We start from the raw sequence: 19,907 nt of genomic DNA on the forward strand, positions 1-19,907 counted from the left end.
CCATAGATTTCCTCTCGCGCCCAATGTCCTTGGAGTTGGGGCGTCGTTAATTGGCATTGAAAAAGATGAAACTAAATACAAAACAGCTTCTTGGAACCACTGCACTGCTTACATGCTTTGCTTCGAACGGTGCTTTCGCCGAAGACCTCAGCAAGTGCATCGTGGGTTGGAGGTCAACCGAGGCCGGCAATCATTTGGACGCAGTAGCTCACTTCCAAGCGTGCATTGCGCAAGGCCAGTTGACTGACTCATCCTTGGCTCGCACTTATCGAAATATCGGAATTGCATACCGTCGGGCAAAAGAGCCTATGAAGGCGATTGAGGCATATGACAAGGCGATAGCACTCAAACCTGGTGACGTTGCCAGTGACTACATCAATCGAGGCAATGCTTACGACGAAGCAAACATGTTCAAGGAGGCGATGGCCGACTACGACAAAGCACTTGAGCTCAAGCCAGGATTCGGCGAAGTCTTTTACAACCGCGGCATTTCATATGAACGCCAACAAATGCGAGAAAAAGCCAAGGCTGAGTTCATTGCCGCATATGAGCACGGCCTCCGTTCACCGGGCTTGTATGAACGGTTCGTTGTCTACGGCCTGACAAAGCCAAGCCAGCAATAAGGTTGAACTACTTTGACCTACGTCCAGCACCCTAGGAGCTAGCCTATGGATTACGTCAGACGGTTTGCATCGCTGACGGTGCTCATGCTGATGGCAAGTTGCGCTTCCAACATCAATCCTCTAGGCGAGGAATCCTGCAACGTCCTAGTTCCACCGCCTGATGCGGGTGAGTTGGCCGTTCACGGAAAGTTGATGAGGGTGCATCCGAGAATTTCGAACATGCCAGCCGACTTCAACGGATGCCAAACCGTGTGGGTAGAAGATCAAGGTGGCTGGGTGATCTCACGAATTCTGGTTCAGCGCGGGCGGGTTGCAAAATTGGTTGGCTCGAAACTCGAATGCACGTACGTGGGAGGGAAACTTCAAAGCGTTTCATCGGCAGATTGCCCCGTCTACGAACCAGAGCTCGTGCCATCGAAGCCTGCTGGGTGCATTTCGCAGTATTCAGGTGGTCAGGAGCCCCGTGCTGCTTGCGTTGTTGATGCTCCGTTCCCATAGTTTTTTGTCAATCTGACCCATTGTGGAAGGTTAACTTAGGGACTCAATGCCCTCGGGCCTGCGGTGCAGGGAGGTTCGGGGTCACGACGTTCGAGGTCGTCCTAAGTGCTAACGCCTTGCCACTGCATGCTGAGTGCCTCTGAGTCGCGAGCCTTACGCGGCTGCACGGTGTCCGTGGCGCAGCGACAGAAGACCATGAAGTGCAGTCTCGCGCAATGGCTGGCTCAGGGGGCTAGCCGCGAGTAGGCGCTGAGACGAGCACTCGCTCAAGGTGGCCTGACGTTGACTGCGATGGCCGGCGAACTCAGCTTGAGGGTGGCTCGCGTGAGCCAGATGGCGAGCCGGGGGGGCGGGAGACTGATGACGGGGCGAAGACTTAACAATTAAGACTTGACCCCGAGTTCGGACCAAGACATGGGCTGGAGTTTCGCGACACCGGCGCAGGCCTACACAGACCCGGTGTACCAGCTCTACCCCGACCGAGTGGCAGCGGGCCAGAGTCTGCTCTTGTCGCTTGCAAAAACACTGGGCTTGGGCAAGTTCGACGGCTGGCTGCGCCTGCATGACGACGGTGATTTCGAAATGGCTGCACTCAAAGCCAAAGGTTTGTGATGTGGTGAATGTGCCGGTGAGTATTGAGTCGGCCCAGAGCAAGTCAATTCACGACCTGCGCCGAGCTTGACCTGTCACCATGTCGAACTTGGGTGGCTGGGAAGCCTGGCGCATTGAAAGAGCATGCTTGCCCTGAGCCCGGTGCGCCGCCTGAGCTACCCGGCCGTCATCTTCACCACCTGCGCCAACGACCCACGCGTCGAAGCCTGGATCCCCGCCCAAGTTCGCCGCCTGCCCGCCTGCGAGCCGCCCAGCCGGAGCGTTACGCCAGCAAGACCGAGCTGCTGCGCGTGGACTTCGAAGGCGGCCACGGCCTGGGATCGGGTGTGTAGCGGCGGCAGGACCGGGGTTCTGAGGACTACCATCAGGCCTGCGGAGCCCCGATCGCTTCGTCGAGTTTGCTGACCGTCTCGAGCATGCGTCGAACGATCGCGGCGTCGAACTCTTCCGCTCGATCCTCTTCGTGAGTTCCTTTGTTCAGGTAGTTCCATTCGATTTGATGCCTCTCCCCGTATCCAAGCATCTCGCCCAGATACGGTATGGCCTCTTGGAACACGGTCACTTCCTTCCTGCCGAGGAACTGGTGGAGTCCCGTCGCCAAGCTCATGAGGTCTGGTTCTCCCGGCCCCCTCATCCCGACATTTACTTGCGCCGACAGTTTCCTATTTGCGATCTTTTTCCAAAGACGATTCAGTACGTCTTCGAATGCCTTCCGGATGTAACTTAGGGAGTCGCGCGTATGTCCGTCTTCGTAACTTCGAGTCGCCACCATGAGGTAGTGGCGGGGCGAGTCGAGCTTAACGGTGATCTTCTTGGCGGCGAGCGGCACAAGGAAATCGATCCGAGTCACTGTTTCGTTGTACTTTTTCATCGGCACGGCATTCTCGAGGCGCTTTACGAAATCCTCACCGTGGGTTGTGACGATAAGTTGCCTATTGCCGACCTCTTCCGGATTCAAGATCAGGTCAATGATTGCACTCCGATGCTCGTCGTCGATCGAGTTCACGACATCATCGAAAATTAGAAACGGGAGGCAGTCCCTGGTGATTTTCGCCAATAGGATCGCGAGCCCGAGGCACCGAATATGACCTTCGCTGAGCACCTGTAGAGCGTCGCATGGGGGGCCACTCTGGAACTCAATCTCAATTTTTTCCCCAACAGCTGTAGGCAACCGCAGGGACTTGAGCCTATCGGAAGGGTGGTCGTTCTTATTGATCTCGTTGTAGAACTTGAGCGTTTTCTCGTTGAGATCTGCGGACAAGGCCAAAGGTAGCTCAGCGTTGTATGCCAGGAGCTTTGCACGGAGCGCCTCGTAGGCGACGCTGTAGCACAGGCTCCGATCAACTCCGGGCTTCTCGGCTTCTGCCTCACTGATCAGCTCCTCGTTCTCGCGGTTGAATTTCTCAATGGCCTGGGTGGCGTCCGAATTGCTTTTCGCGTTCGCAGCGACGAGGGTCGCGATTGCTACGATTTCTTCCAGGTCTTTGGAGATCAAGAGGTTGGCGTCCTCGAGCGTCTTGATCGCGGCCACGGACTGCTCGACCTTTTCGTTATGGGTCACGGCCGCGTCCATTAGTGCTTGAAGGAGTTCCTGTTTTCCTGGCACGGTTCGGAGGAAGACTTCGATGCCCGCAGAGTTCTTGACTTCGGAGGCCTCGGTGCTAAACGAGGTTATCTCGGGCGCTCTGTCGAACTCAATAGCTGCTGCTGATGCTGGAAGTTTGGCTATGTTCGAAAGCAGGTCCTGCCAATGGACGTCGATGGTCTCCCGGATCTCCATGATCCGCTCTTCCGCCTTCAGGGCTGCGTCGAACTGCTCCAGTTTTTCCTTCGCGTTGGAGTACGGATCAATCGGAACAGCAAGGCGACCGTCGCGGTAGAGGTCAGATGCGCACGCGGGACACTCGTTCCCGAACCTATCTCGGTTCCTCAGCATCGCGGCGTAAAGGTCCCGGAGTGAAAGCTGGTCCTTGTACTGGTTGACAAGCTCTTCTGCTTCAGCCTTCTCTTTGAAGAGCCGGAGCAGGTTTTCAGTGACGTCGAGGACGCCGGGCGTCCCGGGAACTGTGGCCGGTTTGAGGTTCTGTAGGCGGCCAATCTCGACGTTGTTCGCTTTTCGCTTGCCGCCATTACCTTCGGGGCCAGCTAGGGCAACTTTTACCTCCTCGAGGTCCTTGCACTCCGGATGCTTTGCGAGCAGTGCGGCACCTCGTGTCTCGACGATTTTGGTTTTTTCCGGAAGGCTTGCGAGGATCGCTTGGTGTGCTGCGAGGCTCTTTGCACGTTCCGCTAGCTCTTTGCCCTTCTTTCCGACTAACTCGGCTAAGTAACTGCCGAGGCTCTCATTGAACTGCGTTGCGAAGGTGTTGAACTCTTCCAAGCCGAATAGTGCTGCCAACCGACCCTGCTGAGCAGAGGGTGTATTGGCAGCCACTCGCGCGAATCCGTCGATCCGGTTCTTTTCGATGAAGCAGAACTCGAAAATTCGCGGATCCGCTTTTACCTCGACAACCTGGTCTTCTGCAGTTTCTCCATACAGGACGGGCTTTGCGGCTTTCCTCGATGTGGCGTTCCTGATGTAGTCCAAGACGGGAATCCGTTTCGATTCTGCTTCGTGGATTGAGGCGAGCAAACCAAATTCGAGCGCCTCACAAAGACTCGACTTTCCTGTCCCGTTCGGCCCGTAAACGAAGGTGTACGGGTTTTTGAACTCGAAAGTATGCTTGTCGGTAAACCCTCGGAAATTCTCGACCTCCACTTTGGTAATTCGGACTATTGGGAGCTCGTTGGCTCCCCCTTCGTCATTCACGATTTCGAGTGCTGTTGGCGCCTTTTCTCCCTTGTCGACGATTAGTTTTGCCAAGACTTTCCCACGCCGACCTCCAGCAGTCCCGACCGCCGCAATTTCGTCGAATGCAACCAGCATCAGGTTAGCCAGCTTTTTCTCGTGTTCGGATAGAGCCGGGGACGATTTTTCCAAGAAGCGTTTGAATTCCGCTAGGGATTTGGTCATGTGCGTTCTCGCGGCGGTTGTTATTGGTTGTGTGCTTGTGCTTGGACTGTTAGCACAATGCGTGCAATTCATGAGGTATTTTCGTCGAACGTCGTGACCGACGTCTTGCGATAGACGGTTATGTGGCAATCAACGGCTCTTGGCTCATTGCTGAGGTTTCCAGGGTTTCTGATTCAGAGGTCTTCCCTCCATGAACTCGTTTGAGCACACGACTGGGGTCTCCGGGATGCTGCGACCGGATCACCCACTAAGCAGTACGCCGGGTTGATGGCCTACCCCCGCCCCGCCCTCTGCAAATGCCTGAAGTGCTCAAACAACCAGGAGCGCATGCCCATCACCAGGGTGTACTGGCGCTTCTCGGCCTCGGGCAGTTTCTGGTCCAGCAGGTGCTGGCGGGCGAAATCGTGGGCCAGGCGTTGCAGGCGCTCGACCAGTTCGCGGGCCTTGGCCTGGCTGAGGCGGCCGTGCACCAGGCTCAGCAACTCGGCCTCGCCGTCGAAGCCGCCTGAGAAGAAATCACCCGCCACTTCTTCGCGGAAGAAGTTCATCACCGGCCCATGCGGGCGCCAGCGGAAGGTCTTGGCCACGCGCAGCTTGTAGCGGTTCAGGGGCTTGAGCTCGATGATGTCCAGCCGGTCCAGCTCGGCCAGGTGCAGGGTCACCTCGGCCTCGCTGAGGCGGTAATGCTGGTGCATCTGCTCGGCCGTCCACTGGCTCAGGCAGCAGATGGCCACCAGCAGCAGCTTGGGGTCGGCCACCACGGCCTTTTCCTGCGCCAGGCTCAGCTCCATGCGCAGGGGCTGGCGTTCGCTGAGAGAGCGGCTCAGTTCGCCGAAATCGGTGTTCAGCACCCGGCAGATTTCATCGACCCGCGACAGCGGCATCTCGCCGCCGGGCGCAAACATGCGCTTGACGCTGGATTCCGACAGCTCTAGCTCACGGGCCACATCGGCATAGCTCAGGCCCTGGCTCTTCAGCTCGGCCTTGATCACTTCGATCAGGGTTTGGGTGGTGGACATGCGGGCATCGGTGCGAAGAAGAAGAACAAGAAAAAAACGGTGTGGCGCTGGGCGCGGCAGTAGCGCATGGTGCCACCGTCGGGGCCAGGTCTTGCCACCGAGCGGCATTTTTCGCTCGCCAGCGCCGCGCCGCCGCGAGCATCGCTTCCATTCCAAGCCCAGCCGGGCTCGATCCCATCAAGACGGAGTGAGACACGCGATGCACCACGATGCTGCCTTCCAAACCACGCGGCGCCGCCACCTGCAATGCTGCGGCGCCGCGGCGGTGGCCGGCCTGTTCAGCAGCCTGGTGCGCCCAGCCCAGGCCGGCTATCTGCGCAACCCCTGCCGTGGCGCCTTGCCCGAGGCCCTGCGCCAGCATCCGGCCTTGCAACAGCTCTGGCAGGACATCGACGCCCGCCAGCTCTGGGACGTGCATTGCCATCTGCTCGGCACGGGCGACGCCGGCAGCGGCTGCCGCATCCACCCGGCCATGCACCAGTGGTGGCACCCGGGCGAGAGCCTGCGCCGGCGCGTCATCATGGACGGCGCCTGCGTGCCGGCCGATGCGCCCAGCGTGGACCGTGCCTATCTGCAGCGCCTGCGTGCGCTGACCGAAGACTTCCCCGAGGGTGCCCGCTGGATGCTCTATGCCTTTGACGAGGCCCACGACGAGCAGGGCCGAGCCCAAGCCGACTGGACCACCTTCCATGTGCCCGATGCCTACGCTCGCAGCGTGGCGCAGGCCGGCCCGCAGCGCTTCGCCTGGGTGGCCTCCATCCACCCGTACCGCGAGGATGGGCTGACCCGCCTGGACGCAGCCATCGCCGGCGGCGCCGTGGCGATGAAATGGCTGCCCAGCAGCATGAACATCGATCTGCGCGACCGCCGCCTGCGCCCCTTTTACGAACGCCTGGCCGCCGCCCGCCTGCCGCTGATCGTGCACTGCGGCGAAGAGAAAGCCGTGCCCGGCGCCGGCCGCGATGAACTGGGCAACCCGCTGCTGCTGCGCCAGCCTTTGTCGCGAGGCGTGCGCGTGATCGCGGCGCATTGCGCCTCACTCGGCGACGCGCTGGATCTGGACCAGCCCCGGCCGCGCCTGCGCCCGGCTTTTGATCTCTTCGCCCGCCTGATGGACGAGCCGGCCTGGAGCGGCCTGCTGCTCGGCGATGTCTCGGCCCTGTTCCAGTTCAACCGCCGGCCCGAGGTCTGGCGCAGCGTGCTGAGCCGGCCAGACTGGCACGGCCGCCTGCTCCATGGCTCGGACTACCCGCTGCCCGGCGTCGGCCCGCTCTACCGCCTGGGCAGCCTGGTGCGGGCGGGGCTGCTGGACGAAGCGCAGCAGCCTTTTCTGGAGCAGCTGCGCGAGCACAACCCGCTGCTGTTTGATCTGCTTTTGAAGAAGTCGGTTCGCTGGCGAGGCCAGGGCCTGCGCACGGAAGTCTTTCACTCGCGCCGCCATTTCGAGCATGGAGGCTGAGCGCGGCCTGCGATGATGCGCCCGCCAGCGCGCATGCCAATCCCTGCGCCGGCGGCGTGCGTGACGTAAGCACCCAGTCGAAAGCCGGGGTACTGCAAGACCCTTGAATCGGGAGTTATGAAGATGAAGAAGAAAGCCAAGTCCTTTTCCTGCTCTGCGGGTCTGCTGCTGAGCCTGGTCTTGCTGCAAGCGCCACAGGCGCAAGCCCAGACCACGGCCTCGGAGGCCAGCGCCTTGTCGGCTGTGCCTGTGGCGGTCTCGGTGGCGGCGCCTGCGGTGCTCTTGTCGGCGGGGGCGAACTTGACGGTCGTGGCCGTCGAGGCCTCGGCCCAGGGCACGGTGTGGGTGTTGGAACGCGCGTCGGATGGCGTCCGCGCCAGCGTTCGTTTCGCCGGCAAGGCCAGCACCGCCTTGGGCGCCGTGGTGGTGGTCTCGGTGATCGGCAGTGGCTACGTGCTGTCTGTGGCGGGCGAAGCGGTCGCCCTGGTGCCCAATGCCGTCGGCAAGGCCCTGCTGCACCACGAGCAGATCACCCGATGAAGCGCTGCGTTTGGCTGGTGTTGTTGATGCTGCCGGCCGGCTGGGCTCAGGCCGGGCGGCCTTGTGAAGACAAGCCGCTCACCGTGCAGCAGATCGAGCGCGGCATGAACTTGGCCGAAGCCACGGCTCGGCAGTTGGAGGCCAGCGGTGCGCAAGTCGTGTTGCTGGCTCGCGCGGGGCAAGACCTGAGCAAGTACGGGGTTCAGTGGTCCCACCTGGGCATTGCCTACCGCGACAGCCAGGGTGATGCGCAGGCTGCGCAGCCGGTCTGGCGCGTGCTGCACAAGCTCAACCACTGTGGCAGCGCCCGCGCCGATCTGTTTCGCCAGGGCCTGGGTGAGTTCTTTTTGGATCGGCCGCACCGCTACGAGGCTGCTTTTGCTCGGTTGAGCCCGGCGCTTCAGTCGGCGCTGATGCCGCTGCTGCGCGACAAGGCACGCGTGGCCACCCTGCACGAGCCGCGCTACAGCATGGTGTCTTACGCCTGGGGCAGCAAGTACCAGCAAAGCAATCAATGGGTGCTGGAGACCCTGGCCTTGGCGGGCCAGAGTGCTGAGAGCCGCGCCCAGGCCCAGGCCTGGTTGCGCGAGCGGGACTACCAGCCCGGCCTGCTGCGGCTGTCCACGGCCACGCGCCTGGGCGCACGGGTGAGCATGGCCAATGTCGAGTTTGACGACCATCCGAGCGCCCAACGTTTTGCCGGGCGAATTGAAACGATCACAGCCGATTCGGTGTTCGCCTGGCTGCCCCGCGCGGGAGCTGGCGATGCGGTCGAGCTGGTCAAACCATGAATTGAAAAAGCGGAGGCAACAGCATGTCGGAATCCCATGGTGGTCAGTTCGCGCTCTTGGCGCAGCGCCGCTTCGCCCCGTTTTTCTGGACCCAGTTCCTGGGCGCGGCGAATGACAACCTGTTCAAGTTCGCCTTCACCGTGCTGCTGACCTACCAGCTGCAGCTGAGCTGGTTGAAGCCGGCCCAGGCCGGGCTGGTGATCGGCGCCTTGTTCATCTTGCCTTTTGTGCTGTTCTCGGCCACCAGCGGCCAGCTGGCCGACAAGCATGACAAGACGCGGCTGATCCAGTTCATCAAGAGCCTGGAGATCGCCATCATGGCGCTGGCGGCCTGGGGCTTTTACGCGACGAATGTGCCGGCCCTGTTGGTCTGCGTCTTCCTGCTGGGTCTGCACTCGACCCTGTTCGGCCCGGTCAAGTACGCCTACCTGCCGCAGCAGCTGAACGAGCGCGAGCTGACCGGCGGCAATGGCATGGTGGAGATGGGTACCTTTGTGGCCATCCTGCTGGGCAATGTAGCCGGTGGCGTGCTGATCGCCCGGCCCGAGGTCGGCGCGCATCAGGTGGCCCTGGCCTGCCTGGGCCTGGCGGTGCTGGGCCGGCTGACGGCGCAAGCCATTCCAGCTTGCCCGGCGACCGACCCCGGCCTGGTGATCAACTGGAACCCGGTCAGCGAGACCTGGTGCAACCTCAAGCTGGCCGGTGAGCAGCTGGCGGTGTTCCGCTCGTTGCTGGGCATCTCCTGGATGTGGTTCTTCGGCGCCGTCTTTCTGGCCAATTTCCCGGCCTTTGCGAAGGAAGTGCTGCACGGCAATGAACAGGTGGCTTCGCTGCTGCTGGTGGTGTTCTCGATCGGCATTGGTGTGGGCTCGCTGCTGTGCGAGCTGTTTTCGCGCCGCCATGTCGAGATCGGCCTGGTGCCGGTGGGCGCCATCGGCATGAGCGTGTTTGCCATTGACCTGTACTTCGCCTCACGCGGCCTGCCGGCGCCAGTGGTTGAATCGGCGGCGCTGAGCCTGGGCGACTTTCTGGCCCAGGCCGCGCATTGGCGCGTGCTGGCCGATTTGTGCCTGCTGGCCCTGTTTGCCGGCCTGTACAGCGTGCCCATGTACGCGCTGATCCAGCTGCGTGCACAACCCACCCACCGCGCCCGCATCATCGCGGCCAACAACATCCTCAACGCGCTGTTCATGATCGCCAGCTCGCTGCTGGCCGGTGCCTTGCTCGGCGCGGGCTTCAGCATCCCCGAGCTCTTCCTGGCCGTGGGTCTGGCCAATGCGGTGGTGGCGTTTTACATCTTCATGCTGGTGCCCGAGTACCTGCTGCGCTTTGTCGCCTTCGTGGCCTCGCGCCTGGTCTATCGCTTCCGCGTGCGCGGCGACGAGCACATTCCGGCGCGCGGCCCGGCCCTGCTGGTCTGCAACCATGTGTCCTTTGTCGACGCCGTGCTGCTGATGGCGGCCAGCCCGCGGCCGATCCGCTTTCTGATGGACCACCGAATCTTCCGCATCCCGGTGCTGGGCTGGTTGTTCCGTCTGGCCAAGGCCATCCCCGTGGCGCCGCAGAAGGAAGACCCCGTCACCTACGAGCGTGCCTTTGAGTTGGCGCGCGAGGTGCTGGACGAGGGCGAGCTGCTCTGCATCTTCCCCGAGGGTGGCATCACCCGCGACGGCACGCTGCAGCCCTTCAAGGGCGGGCTGATGAAGATCCTGGAAGGGCGCGAGCAGGTGCCGGTGGTGCCGCTGGCGCTGCAGAACCTCTGGGGCTCTTTCTTCTCGCGCGTGGAGCAGGGCCAGGCCATGGTGCGGCCCTTCCGCCGGGGCCTGTTCAGCCGCGTCGGCCTGCTGGCCGGGGCGCCGCTGGCGGCACCGGCAGTCAGCCCGGAGCTCTTGCGGGAGCGGGTGGGCGGCTTGCTGCGCAGCCGATGCGGCTCGATCAAAACGCCCAGCTGAGCGCGGCATAGCCCTGGCGGCGCTGGGGCAGTTGGGCCAGCACGGCGCCGGCCGGGCCGCCGTAGTGGCGCAGGCCGGCGTCCGCGCGCAGGCGGTCGCCCTGCCAGGTCAGGGAGGCGGTCCAGATGCGGCCGCCGTCGGCCGGGTGGTAGAGGCAGTCCAGCGCGGGCGACCAGCCGTCCTCGCTCCATGAAAGCCGCAGGAAGACATTTGAGCGCTGCAGGCTGCTGCCGCTGCCAAAGGCTTGGGCCTGCCAGGCCAGGTTGGCGGCCAGGGCTTGAGGCGGCACCGCCGCGCCGGGCGGCAGGGCGCGCAGCTGCTGTGTGCGGCGCTGCCAGTCGCGCCAGTCCTGCGGGCTCAGGGCATTGCCATCCCACCAGGCTTCGGCCAGGAGGCTGAGGCGGTTTTCACCGGTCCAGCTCAAGCCAAGCAAGGCCTGGGCATGGGAGCCGCGCAGGCCTTCGCGCCAGGGTGATTGGCGCTGCAGCAGGCTGCTGGCGTCGGGCTGGTTCAGCAGCAAAGCGTGATCGCGCCGCGCCAGGCGCAAGGAGGCATGCAGCTCCTGGGAGTCCGTGGCCACCCAGGCCAGCGCCGCACCCAGGCTGGGCCCGCTGTGCTGGCCCCAGCGGGCGAAGCCGTGCAGGTCCAGGCTGCCCAGGCGCTGGTAAACGCGGCCGGCCAGGGCTTGCTCATCGCCGCGCCTGCCTTCTTGCTTGAGCGGATTGACCCAGACCAGCGACCAGGCGGTGTCAGCGTCAAAGTGCTCGGCAGCCAGCAGCGGGCGGCCGCGCACCTGGCTGGATAGCAGGGTGCGGCGCTCTTCCTGGGCCACCATGTCATTGGGGCGGAAGGCATAGCCCACGTCCCAGCTGAGCAGCTTGCGCCCGGCGCTGAGCTGCCAGGCGCCGAGGTCGGCGTTGGCATAGAGCTCGTTGAGGGTGGCGCTGCTGCTGCTTCGCTTCTCTTCGGCTTCGCCGCCCTGTTCCTGGCGCAGGGCCAGCGCGGCGTTCAGGCCGCGCCATTGGCCGCGCAGCTCCGCGTCCAGGCCCTGCGTTGAGCCCTGGGGGCCCGCCAGCGGCCCCTGCAGGTTGGCGCCGCGATGCTCGCTGCGCGCGCGCAGTTGGGCGCTCCAGTCCTGGGCCAGGGCCTGGGTGGGCGCGGTCAGCGCCGCTGCGACGATCTGCAGAGAAAGCAACAGAGGGTGACGTGGAAGCAGGCGCCCGTGCATCGGATTCCTCTTCATTCCAGGCTGGGATTGCGCGCCAGGAACATGGGGTTGAGCCAGGTCTCCGGCACGGTGCGCGGTGTGCGCGAGAGATAGCGGATGCGGGTTTCCTTTTTGTGGCTGAGCTGGTCCTGCAGCACCATCTCGTTGACTTGTTTGTGGCCAGCGTCCATGAGGAAGCGGGCCTGCTTGGCCAGCTTGTCCGATTGCACGTACAAGTCGGCCTTGATCGGCTCGTGGCGGGCCTTGTCCAGCCACAGCTCGATGCGCTGGTAGCTGACGCTGCTGCGCAGGGCCTGCAGGCTCAGGTGCAGGCAGGGGCGCTCGCCGCAGCGCGCCTCGCCGATCAGCTGGCCGCTGTAGTCCTCGGCCCAGGACAGGGTGGCGATGTCGCCGGTCGAGGCATCGCCGAGCAGCTTTTGCATCGGGGTGATGCGCATCGGGCGCTGGCTGCCGGGCATCAGCAGCCAGAAATCATCGCCCAGCATCAGCACCTTCTGGCCTTTCTCGGCCGGGCTTTGCATCAGCACCAGAGACTGGCGCTTGCTCTGCACAAAGACGGTGTAGCGGCGCTCTTTCTCGACGCTGCCATCGGCGGCATGCTGGGTGACCAGGGTCTCGACCTGCAGCTTCTCGGCGCTGTTGGCGCCGCCGCTGCGGAACTGATCGGCGGTCTTGAGCAGGCTGGGCACATCCTGGGCGGCCGATGTGCCGGCCAGCAGCAGGGCAGCCAGGCCAAGAATGGGCGCAAGGGTGGCGTTCTTCATCGCGGGTGTGTTCCTCAGGTGTGGGCCAGGGCCTGGACCACGGGTTGATGCACGGTCTTGCGCGCCACCAGAGCCGAGGCCAGCATCACCAGCAGCAGCATGGCCAGGAGGGTGGCGGCGTAGACGCCAGGGTCGATGGCAATGCTCAGCGGATAGCCGTCCGAGCGCCCCGGCGGCGGCGGCATCTGCACCGGAAAGAGGTAGAGCAGCACGCTAACGCCCAGGGCCAGCAGCGCACCCAGGGCCGCGCCGCCGCCGCCGAGCACCATGCCCTCCAGCGCCAGGCTGCGCAGCAGCTGCCGGGGCAAGGTGCCCAGGGCGCGCAGGGTGCCGATCTCGCGGGTGCGTTCGATGATGGCCATGGCCATGGCATTGGTGACCACGAAGATGACGATCAGGAAGATGATCAGGCCCAGGGCGCCGAAGATGCGGTCGTAGAGATCGCGCACGCTGCGGTAGAAAAAGGCCTGGGTCTCCCAGTTCTGCACCTCCAGCTCAGGGAACTGGGCGGCCACCCGCGCCTGCGCGCCCGGCACGGCCTCCATGCTGCGCAGGAACACGCCGAGGCTGCTGATGCGCGCCTTGTTCAACAGCTTCTGTGCCGTCAGGACATCGGTGTAGACCAGGCGCTTGTCCATGTCCGGGATGCCGGTGGAGAACACGCCGCGCACCCGCACATCGAGGGCGTTGAGGGCGCCGTCGGCGGTGCTGGAGAGCAGGGTCAGGCTGCTGCCGGGCTCGGCCTTGAGGCTGCGCGCCAGGCCTTCGCCCAGCATCACCTCGGCGCTGGCCTGGGGGCTGCTGAGCAAGGCCTCGCCGGCCTTGATCTTCAGGAAGGGGCCTTTGATGGCGAACTCGCTGTCGGGGTCGATGCCCACGGCCATCATCACCGTCGACTTGTCGCCGTTGCTGATCAAGCCGCTGAAGTCCACGCGCGGCAGCACCTGGCGCACTTCGGGGTCGGCCAGCAGCCGGGCGCGCAGCTCATCGGCCTGGTCCAGGCCGTGCTGCAGCGGGGTGTCTTCGTCTTTGTGGAACTGATCGGGCTTGGCCAGGATCAGGTGGCCGCTGCTGCGGGCCGCCATCTGGGCCAGACCCTGGTAGGTTGACAGGGCGAAGCCGCTGGCCAGCAGGATGGCGGCGGTGCCCAGGGCGGCGATGGACACCGTCACCCAGGAGCGGCGGCGGTTGCGCCGCGCGTTCTGCCAGGCAAATTTCAGCCAGGGAAAGTGGTTCATGCGGCGGCTCCGAGAGGCAGGCTGGTTTCGTGGGGGCTGATGCGGCCGTCGAGCAGGGCGATCACCCGGTCGCAGCGGCAGGTCAGGCGGCTGTCGTGGGTGGCGATCAAGAAGGCGGCGCCCTGCCGATGCGCCAGCTCGCGCATCAGGCTGAGCACCTGATCGGCGGTGCCGGAGTCCAGGCTGGCGGTCGGCTCGTCGGCAATCACCAGGCGGGGCCGCTTCACCAGGGCGCGGGCGATGGCCACGCGCTGGCGCTGACCGCCGGACAGGGCATCGGGCCGATGTGCGGCGTGCTCCAGCAGGCCGACCGATTGCAGTGCCTCGCGCACCCGCTGCTGCCGTTCGGCCCAGGGCAGGCCGGCCAGGAACAGGGGATAGTCCACGTTCTCGGCCACGCTCATCACTGGCACCAGATTGAAGTTCTGGAAGATGAAGCCGATGGCATCGCGGCGCAGCAGGGTGGCGCCAGTCTCATCGCGGGCGTCGACCGGCCGGCCTTGCAGCAGAATCTCGCCCCGATCGGCGGCATCGATCAGGCCGCACAGATTGAGGATGGTGGACTTGCCGCTGCCCGAAGGGCCGGTCAGGGCCAGCAACTCGCCCTCGCGCAGCTGCAGGTCCACGCCTTGCAGGGCGGGCACGATGTGCTCGCCCAGGCGGTAGGTCTTGTGCACCGCCCGCATCTCCATGACCACGGGCTGGCTCATGACTGCAGGGCCTTCAGCTTGGCCTGGGCCTTGCTGGCCTGTGGGGCGCCATGCTCCTGCACCAGCTGGTAGAACTTGCGGGCCTCGTCGCGGCGCTCGCCCTGCTCGGCCGCGCTGCCTGCCTGCATCCAGACCGTGGCGCGGAAGGCCAAAGGCGTTTGTGCGAACTGCGGGTGGTTCAGGACCTCCTGCAGCAGCTTGTTGCCGCGCGGGCCGCGGTTGAAGAAACCGGGCAGGGCCAGAAAGGTGCTGGCGGCGGTGAAGCGGGTGTCCAGGGCGATGGAGATCTGGCCGGCCGCGGCGGCGTCGTGCGTGCTGTTGAGCAGGGCCAGGGCCTTGTCCAGATAGGCCAGGCCTTCTTCGGCATGGCTCATCTTCTTCCAGGGCAGCATCGTGGTGGTGGCGCGCAGCGAGGTCGCCGCGCCCAGCTTGGCCATGAGCGAGGGGTTGCCGGGCTCGGCGCGGAGCAGGGCGGTGTAGGCCTCGACCGCCTTCTCGATGGCCGCACTGTCGCCCTGGGTGGCCGCCAGGAACAGCTGCTGGGCCTGCGCGAGTGCCTGTGGCGCTTCGCTGGCGGCCTGGCTCAGGCTCAGCGTGGACGCCAGACTCAGGCTCAGCAGGGCCTGCACGACCAGGCGATGGCGGCGGCGGGCGGGGGCGTGGTGGGGCTTCATCCGGGGGCTCCTCGGTGCGTTGGACTTGATGGACTCAAGCCCGCACCTTAGAAGCTCCCTTCATGCCGCGCATCGGCTTTGCGACTCGCGGTCGCCAGGCGGCGCGAACGGTGGGCCTTGCGGCGTGAAATGCGCCTGCCGCGGAGCCTCAGACCGTCATACCGCCGGACACCTCGATCACGGCGCCGTTGATGTAGCTGGCGTCCTCGCTGGCCAGAAAGGCGTAGACGCTGGCGATCTCTTCGGGCTTGCCCAGGCGCTTGAGCGGCACATGGGCCTGCATCTCGGTGATCACTTTCTCGGGGATGGTGGCCAGGATCGGCGTTTCGATGAAGCCCGGCGCCACCGCATTGACGCGCACGCCCTTGGGCCCCAGCTCGCGCGACCAGGTCTTGGTGAAGCCGATCACGCCGAACTTGGCCGCCGCGTAGTTGGTCTGGCCGAAATTGCCGTAGAGGCCGACCACCGAGCTGGCGTTCAGGATCACACCAGCGCCCTGCGCCACCATGGTGTCGGCCACGGCCTGGGCGCAGTGGAAGACGCCGCGCAGATTGACGTCGATGACGGCATCGAACTGCTCCAGGCTCATCTTCTGCAGCCGCGCATCGCGGGTGATGCCGGCGTTGTTGACCAGCACATCGATGCGGCCGTAACGCGCCAGCACCTCGGCCACCACCGCGTCCACCTGGGCACGGTCGGTGACATTGAGCACCAGGCCCTGGCTCTCGGCGCCGAGCGCGCGGCATTGCGCCGCGGCGGCATCCACCGCCTCGGGCTTGATGTCGCCACAGATGACGATGGCGCCCTCCTGGGCAAAGCGCAGGGCGGTGGCCAGGCCGATGCCTTGGGCGGCGCCGGTGATGAGACAAACCTTGTTTTTCAGCTTCATGGTGAACGAGGGGTCGCGGTGGGCGGAGATGAAAAGGAGATGAAGGGGAGATGAAGAATCGGGATGAAACAGGAAGAAAAATCGGTACGCGGCGCACAGTCTAGAGCCCGGCCGCGCCTCGGCCTGCCGCTAACATCGCGCGATCTTTGGTTTCACAGCGGACGGTGTTTCATGCAAGCCTTCGTGTCTCGTTTCCTGAATCGCACAGCGCTCTCGACCGCGCTGGCCTTGTGCGCGGCCGGCGGCCTGGCGCCCGTGCAGGCGGCTGGCCTGTCGGCCTCCTCGGCGTCCGAGAGCATCGGCACCTCGATCGGCAGTCTGTCCACCTCGGTGCAGCAGTCCAGTGCCAGCTCGACCGGTGACAAGCGCGTGGCCGCTGGCGAGTACCGGCTCATCGAGCTGGCCGCGGCCCCCGGCCGACCCGGCCAGCTGCGCCTGACCCTGCAGGCCAAGGCCGAATCCGCCGGGGCCGCGGCCGAGACGCCGGCCGACACCTTCCACCTTTTCCTGCCTCAGGCTGCCTTGAACGCAGCCCGCCTGCAGCCCGGAGATTCGATCCAGGCCCGTGCCAAGCCCTATGGTCTGGAGTTTGTCGAGGTGCGCAGCCAGCAGGCCTTCTTCCTGGTGCTGGAAGACGAGATCTACCGCGAGCTTCCTTCGCGGCCACTGAGCCTCTGATCACCCATGGCCTACCTGCGCCGCGCGTGGGGCGTGGCTGCGATGGCCTTGGGTTTGAGCGCATCGGGTGGCGCCTGCCATGCCGATGTGCTGCGCTACTGCGCCGGCAACCAGGCCATGAGCGTGGCGCAGCAGGACCGCCTGCTGCGCTTCAGTGCGGTGGTCAAGCAGCAGTTGGAGGCCTCGGGGCATGCCCTGGCCCTGGTGGCTCGCGCCGGGCTGGACTTGCAGCGCTTCGGGCTGCGCTATTCGCACGCCGGCATCAGCCTGCGGGACAGTCCCAACACCCCCTGGTCGGTGCGGCAGCTGTATTTTTCCTGCGAGGAAGGGCGGCCCCGCCTGTTCGATCAAGGCCTGGCCGGTTTTCTGCTCGGTTCGCTGACGCCGGATCTCAGCGTCATCTCCTTGCTCTTGCTGCCTCCCGAGGCGGAGCGGGCCGTGCTGGCCTGGGTCGGCGATGAAGGCCGGGCGCTACAGCTGCTGGCGCCGCACTACAGCGCCAATGCTTACGCTTTCGGACTCGATTACCAGAATTGCAATCAATGGCTGGTGGAATTGCTGGCCACCAGCTGGGGCGGGCTGCAGCCCGCGTTTGACGCCGTACCTGGGCGTTATGAGCCGAGCTTGCGCGCGCAGGCCCAGGCTTGGCTGCAGGCGCAGGACTATCAACCGACGCGCATCGATCTGGGCTGGCGGCCCTTGCTCTGGGCCACGGCCTTGACCCCCTGGTTGCATCGCGACGACCACCCGGCTGAAGACCTGGCAGCGCTGCGCATGCGGGTCAGCATGCCCGAATCCATCGAACAGTTCGTGCGCCAGCGCTGGCCCGAAGCGCGCCGCATCGAACTCTGTCTGCGCGGTCAGGACTTGGTGTTGCGCCAGGGCTGGCAAGCCCTGCCGGCGGATTGCGCGCCCTCGGCGGCAGACCAAGAGTTCAGCCTGGGCGGCTGATGCCTCTTCGCGCCCGAGGCGCGGTCCCTGCGGGAGCAGGGCGGTGAAGCAGGCGGTCCCGGCGGCCGCTTGAATGGCGCGTTTGTGAGCAGCTGTGTCGAGATGTCTCTGCCGGCGCCTTGCGGGACCGCGTGGCGGGCGGTGGCGATGTGGCTGAGCGGCCTTGGTGTTCAGCGGCTTTGGCAAGGCTCCGCCCCTCCCCGGTCGCTAGGCGATCTGGACTGCTTTTGGTATTGCTGTTTACACGAAGTTTCGGTCTAACTAGGTGTTTTCATCTATGTTTTGCGACAAACTGGTATCTAAAGTAAATACCACTGATGGGCCGAAGACTTGTTCTGGTCTTGAAGCGGTTGCCTTGGATGCCAGTGGCTCTGGGGCTTGAATCACACCGGCGCTGCAGCCTTCTGGCGCGTGAGAGATGGGAGTTGTTCATGAACCGAAGTCCTGAAATCGCCACCCAACTGGCATGCGGCAGAGAGCGCCTCACCGGAGCGCGCGAGGTTTCCATGAATCGACCGTTCGGCCTACTGTCAGGCCTTACAGGTCGTCATCCCGGCGTCATCGTCTGGACGGCTCGGGCCGTGTCGGCCCTGCTGCTGGCGGCGGCCGCACCGGCCTGGGCGGTCAACTGCAGCACGCTGCCGGTCTGGGCCGCAAGCACGGCCTACACCGCGGGCAAGCAGGTGCAGGAGGCCGGCAAGGCCTACTCGGCCAACTGGTGGACGCAAGGCCAGGCGCCGGCCAGCAACTCGGGCAGCTGGGGTGTGTGGAAGCCACTCGGCGCCTGTGACGGCGGTGGTGGTGGCACGGGCGGCAACAAGGCGCCGGTGGCCAACTTCAACTCGGTGGTGGATCGCCTGACCGTCAGTTTCGACGGCAGCGGCTCCAGCGATGCCGATGGCACGGTGGCCAGCTGGCGCTGGGACTTTGGCGATGGCACCAGCGGCACGGGCGCCAAGATCAGCCATGCCTACGCCAAGACTGGCACCTACCCGGTCACGCTGACGGTCACCGATGACAAGGGCGCCACCGGCAGCAAGGCCTTGAGTGTGGGCCTGGTTTCCGTGGTCAAGGACCCGGTGACCGGGAAATACATCTTGCGTCAGGCCGATGTGCAGGCCAATGAAGCGCGCCTGACCGGCACCCCGCTGTTCGCCTCGGTCAAGGCCTCGGTGGCGACACGGGACAACGCGGTGGTCACGGCGGTCAAACCCGGTGCGGCCAGCAACCCCGAGAACGTCAAGCGCGTTGAGCGCATCTTGCCGGCCAGCCAGTGGGAGTTCCTCTTCCCCCTGCGCCACCCGAGCTACACCTACACCGGCCTGTTGCAGGCCGTGGCCAAGTTCTCGGGCGTGTGCAGCAGCTACAGCGATGGCCGCGATGCCGATGCCATCTGCCGCAAGACCCTGGCCACCATGTTCGCCCACTTCACCCAGGAGACCGGCGCGCATGACCGCAACAACGCCATCCCGGAGTGGCGCCAGGCCCTGTACTTCGTGCGCGAGTCGGGCTGCAGCGAGAGCAGCTACGGCTGCCCCTACAACAACGAATGCCTGCCCAGCACCTGGCAGGGTCAGGTCTGGCCTTGCGGCAAGGATGCGCAAGGCCGCTACAAGCAGTATTTCGGCCGCGGTGCCAAGCAGCTGTCCTACAGCTTCAACTACGGGCCCTTCTCCGACGCCATGTTCGGTGATGTGAAGGTGCTGCTGAACAACCCCGAGCAGGTGGCCGACACCTGGTTGAACCTGGCCTCGGCGGTGTTCTTCTTCGTCTACCCCGCCTCGCCCAAGCCCAGCATGCTGCATGTGGTGGACGGCAGCTGGAAGCCCAATGCGACCGACACGGCCCAAGGCATCAAGCCCGGCTTCGGTGCCACCACCAATGTGATCAACGGCGGCATCGAATGCGGTCAGATCACCGAGAAGCCGCAGTCGGTCAACCGCATCGCCTACTACCGGCAGCATGCCGCCTCGCTCGGCGTGCCCATCGCGGCCAATGAGGAACTGGGCTGCGCGACCCAGAAACCCTTTGTAGTCGGCGGCGCCGGCGCTCTGGACATCTACTGGGACCAGGACTGGGCCTACTACCCCGATATGCCCGAGGGCAAGGCCTTTGCCTGCAAGCTGGTCGGCTACCAGACCGCCCACTTCGCCCTCAAGGCAGGCGACTACCAGCGCTGCGTCGAGAAGTACTTCGATGTGGTGATCAAGCCATGAGCCCTCACTGAGAACCCCGGCGGGCCGGACGCGTCGCTCCGAGCCCGTTTTC

At 64.6% G+C, this 19,907-nt stretch carries 17 protein-coding genes; 9 read left to right on the top strand and 8 right to left on the bottom strand.

The window, feature by feature from the left end; all coding sequences use genetic code 11:
- Positions 1–50: 50 nt before the first annotated feature.
- Together OOB33_RS09370 and OOB33_RS09375 are read left to right on the top strand one after the other, a co-directional pair.
- On the top strand, positions 51–623 hold the full coding sequence (locus tag OOB33_RS09370; protein ID WP_271008466.1) for a tetratricopeptide repeat protein: 573 nt from the start codon (positions 51–53) through the stop codon (positions 621–623).
- Positions 624–1,535: 912 nt separating this feature from the next.
- Entirely contained in the window at positions 1,536–1,733 is a 198-nt protein-coding gene (locus OOB33_RS09375; RefSeq protein ID WP_271008467.1) for a hypothetical protein, read from the top strand.
- Between the two features lie 364 nt (positions 1,734–2,097).
- Here the strand turns inward: OOB33_RS09375 and OOB33_RS09380 are convergent, their stop codons facing one another.
- Together OOB33_RS09380 and OOB33_RS09385 are read right to left on the bottom strand one after the other, a co-directional pair.
- Positions 2,098–4,746: an AAA family ATPase gene (locus tag OOB33_RS09380; protein ID WP_271008468.1), complete on the bottom strand. Its 2,649-nt coding sequence runs from the start codon at positions 4,744–4,746 to the stop codon at positions 2,098–2,100.
- Positions 4,747–5,018: 272 nt separating this feature from the next.
- Positions 5,019–5,765, bottom strand: a complete 747-nt coding sequence (locus tag OOB33_RS09385; protein ID WP_263564681.1) for a helix-turn-helix domain-containing protein — start codon at positions 5,763–5,765, stop codon at positions 5,019–5,021.
- A gap of 199 nt (positions 5,766–5,964) precedes the next feature.
- On the opposite strand from OOB33_RS09385, the gene OOB33_RS09390 reads away from it, so the two are divergent.
- The 4 genes from OOB33_RS09390 to OOB33_RS09405 all read left to right on the top strand — a co-directional run bounded on the left by OOB33_RS09390 (position 5,965) and on the right by OOB33_RS09405 (position 10,507).
- Positions 5,965–7,224, top strand: a complete 1,260-nt coding sequence (locus OOB33_RS09390) for an amidohydrolase family protein (RefSeq protein WP_271008469.1) — start codon at positions 5,965–5,967, stop codon at positions 7,222–7,224.
- A 123-nt stretch (positions 7,225–7,347) separates the two neighbouring features.
- Entirely contained in the window at positions 7,348–7,764 is a 417-nt protein-coding gene (locus OOB33_RS09395) for a hypothetical protein (RefSeq protein ID WP_271008470.1), read from the top strand.
- On the top strand, positions 7,761–8,555 hold the full coding sequence (locus OOB33_RS09400; RefSeq protein ID WP_271008471.1) for a DUF2145 domain-containing protein: 795 nt from the start codon (positions 7,761–7,763) through the stop codon (positions 8,553–8,555). Before OOB33_RS09395 ends, OOB33_RS09400 begins: the two co-directional genes overlap by 4 nt.
- A 23-nt stretch (positions 8,556–8,578) precedes the next feature.
- Positions 8,579–10,507 (top strand): MFS transporter, encoded by a 1,929-nt coding sequence (locus OOB33_RS09405; RefSeq protein WP_271008472.1) that lies wholly within the window; start codon positions 8,579–8,581, stop codon positions 10,505–10,507.
- Here OOB33_RS09405 and OOB33_RS09410 read toward each other — a convergent pair.
- The 6 genes from OOB33_RS09410 to fabG form a co-directional block, all read right to left on the bottom strand.
- A complete protein-coding gene (locus tag OOB33_RS09410; RefSeq protein ID WP_271008473.1) occupies positions 10,491–11,702 on the bottom strand; it encodes a hypothetical protein in 1,212 nt (403 codons plus the stop codon). The genes OOB33_RS09405 and OOB33_RS09410 overlap by 17 nt on opposite strands.
- A 44-nt stretch (positions 11,703–11,746) precedes the next feature.
- Positions 11,747–12,499 carry an outer membrane lipoprotein-sorting protein gene (locus OOB33_RS09415; protein WP_102767814.1) on the bottom strand — a complete coding sequence of 251 codons (753 nt, stop codon included), beginning with the start codon at positions 12,497–12,499 and terminating at the stop codon, positions 11,747–11,749.
- Positions 12,500–12,513: 14 nt separating this feature from the next.
- Positions 12,514–13,737, bottom strand: coding sequence for an ABC transporter permease (locus tag OOB33_RS09420; RefSeq protein WP_171828900.1), 1,224 nt, complete (start codon positions 13,735–13,737; stop codon positions 12,514–12,516).
- Positions 13,734–14,447, bottom strand: coding sequence for an ABC transporter ATP-binding protein (locus OOB33_RS09425; protein ID WP_102767812.1), 714 nt, complete (start codon positions 14,445–14,447; stop codon positions 13,734–13,736). The genes OOB33_RS09420 and OOB33_RS09425 overlap by 4 nt, the downstream gene beginning before the upstream one ends.
- The gene (locus OOB33_RS09430) at positions 14,444–15,121 is read right to left on the bottom strand and encodes a hypothetical protein (RefSeq protein WP_271008474.1); all 678 of its coding nucleotides are present in this window, start codon (positions 15,119–15,121) and stop codon (positions 14,444–14,446) included. The genes OOB33_RS09425 and OOB33_RS09430 overlap by 4 nt, the downstream gene beginning before the upstream one ends.
- Before the next feature lie 148 nt (positions 15,122–15,269).
- On the bottom strand, positions 15,270–16,010 hold the full coding sequence (fabG, locus tag OOB33_RS09435) for a 3-oxoacyl-[acyl-carrier-protein] reductase (RefSeq protein WP_271008475.1): 741 nt from the start codon (positions 16,008–16,010) through the stop codon (positions 15,270–15,272).
- Between the two features lie 171 nt (positions 16,011–16,181).
- Here fabG and OOB33_RS09440 point away from each other — a divergent pair, with 171 nt between their 5' ends.
- The 3 genes from OOB33_RS09440 to OOB33_RS09450 all read left to right on the top strand — a co-directional run bounded on the left by OOB33_RS09440 (position 16,182) and on the right by OOB33_RS09450 (position 19,855).
- On the top strand, positions 16,182–16,688 hold the full coding sequence (locus tag OOB33_RS09440) for a hypothetical protein (RefSeq protein ID WP_171828896.1): 507 nt from the start codon (positions 16,182–16,184) through the stop codon (positions 16,686–16,688).
- 6 nt (positions 16,689–16,694) lie between these two features.
- The gene (locus tag OOB33_RS09445; protein WP_271008476.1) at positions 16,695–17,639 is read left to right on the top strand and encodes a DUF2145 domain-containing protein; all 945 of its coding nucleotides are present in this window, start codon (positions 16,695–16,697) and stop codon (positions 17,637–17,639) included.
- A gap of 506 nt (positions 17,640–18,145) precedes the next feature.
- On the top strand, positions 18,146–19,855 hold the full coding sequence (locus OOB33_RS09450) for a glycoside hydrolase family 19 protein (protein ID WP_271008477.1): 1,710 nt from the start codon (positions 18,146–18,148) through the stop codon (positions 19,853–19,855).
- The last annotated feature ends 52 nt before the right edge of the window (positions 19,856–19,907 follow it).

The organism is Paucibacter sp. B51 (assembly GCF_027863535.1).
GTDB classification, from domain to species: Bacteria; Pseudomonadota; Gammaproteobacteria; order Burkholderiales; family Burkholderiaceae_C; genus Paucibacter_A; species Paucibacter_A aquatilis.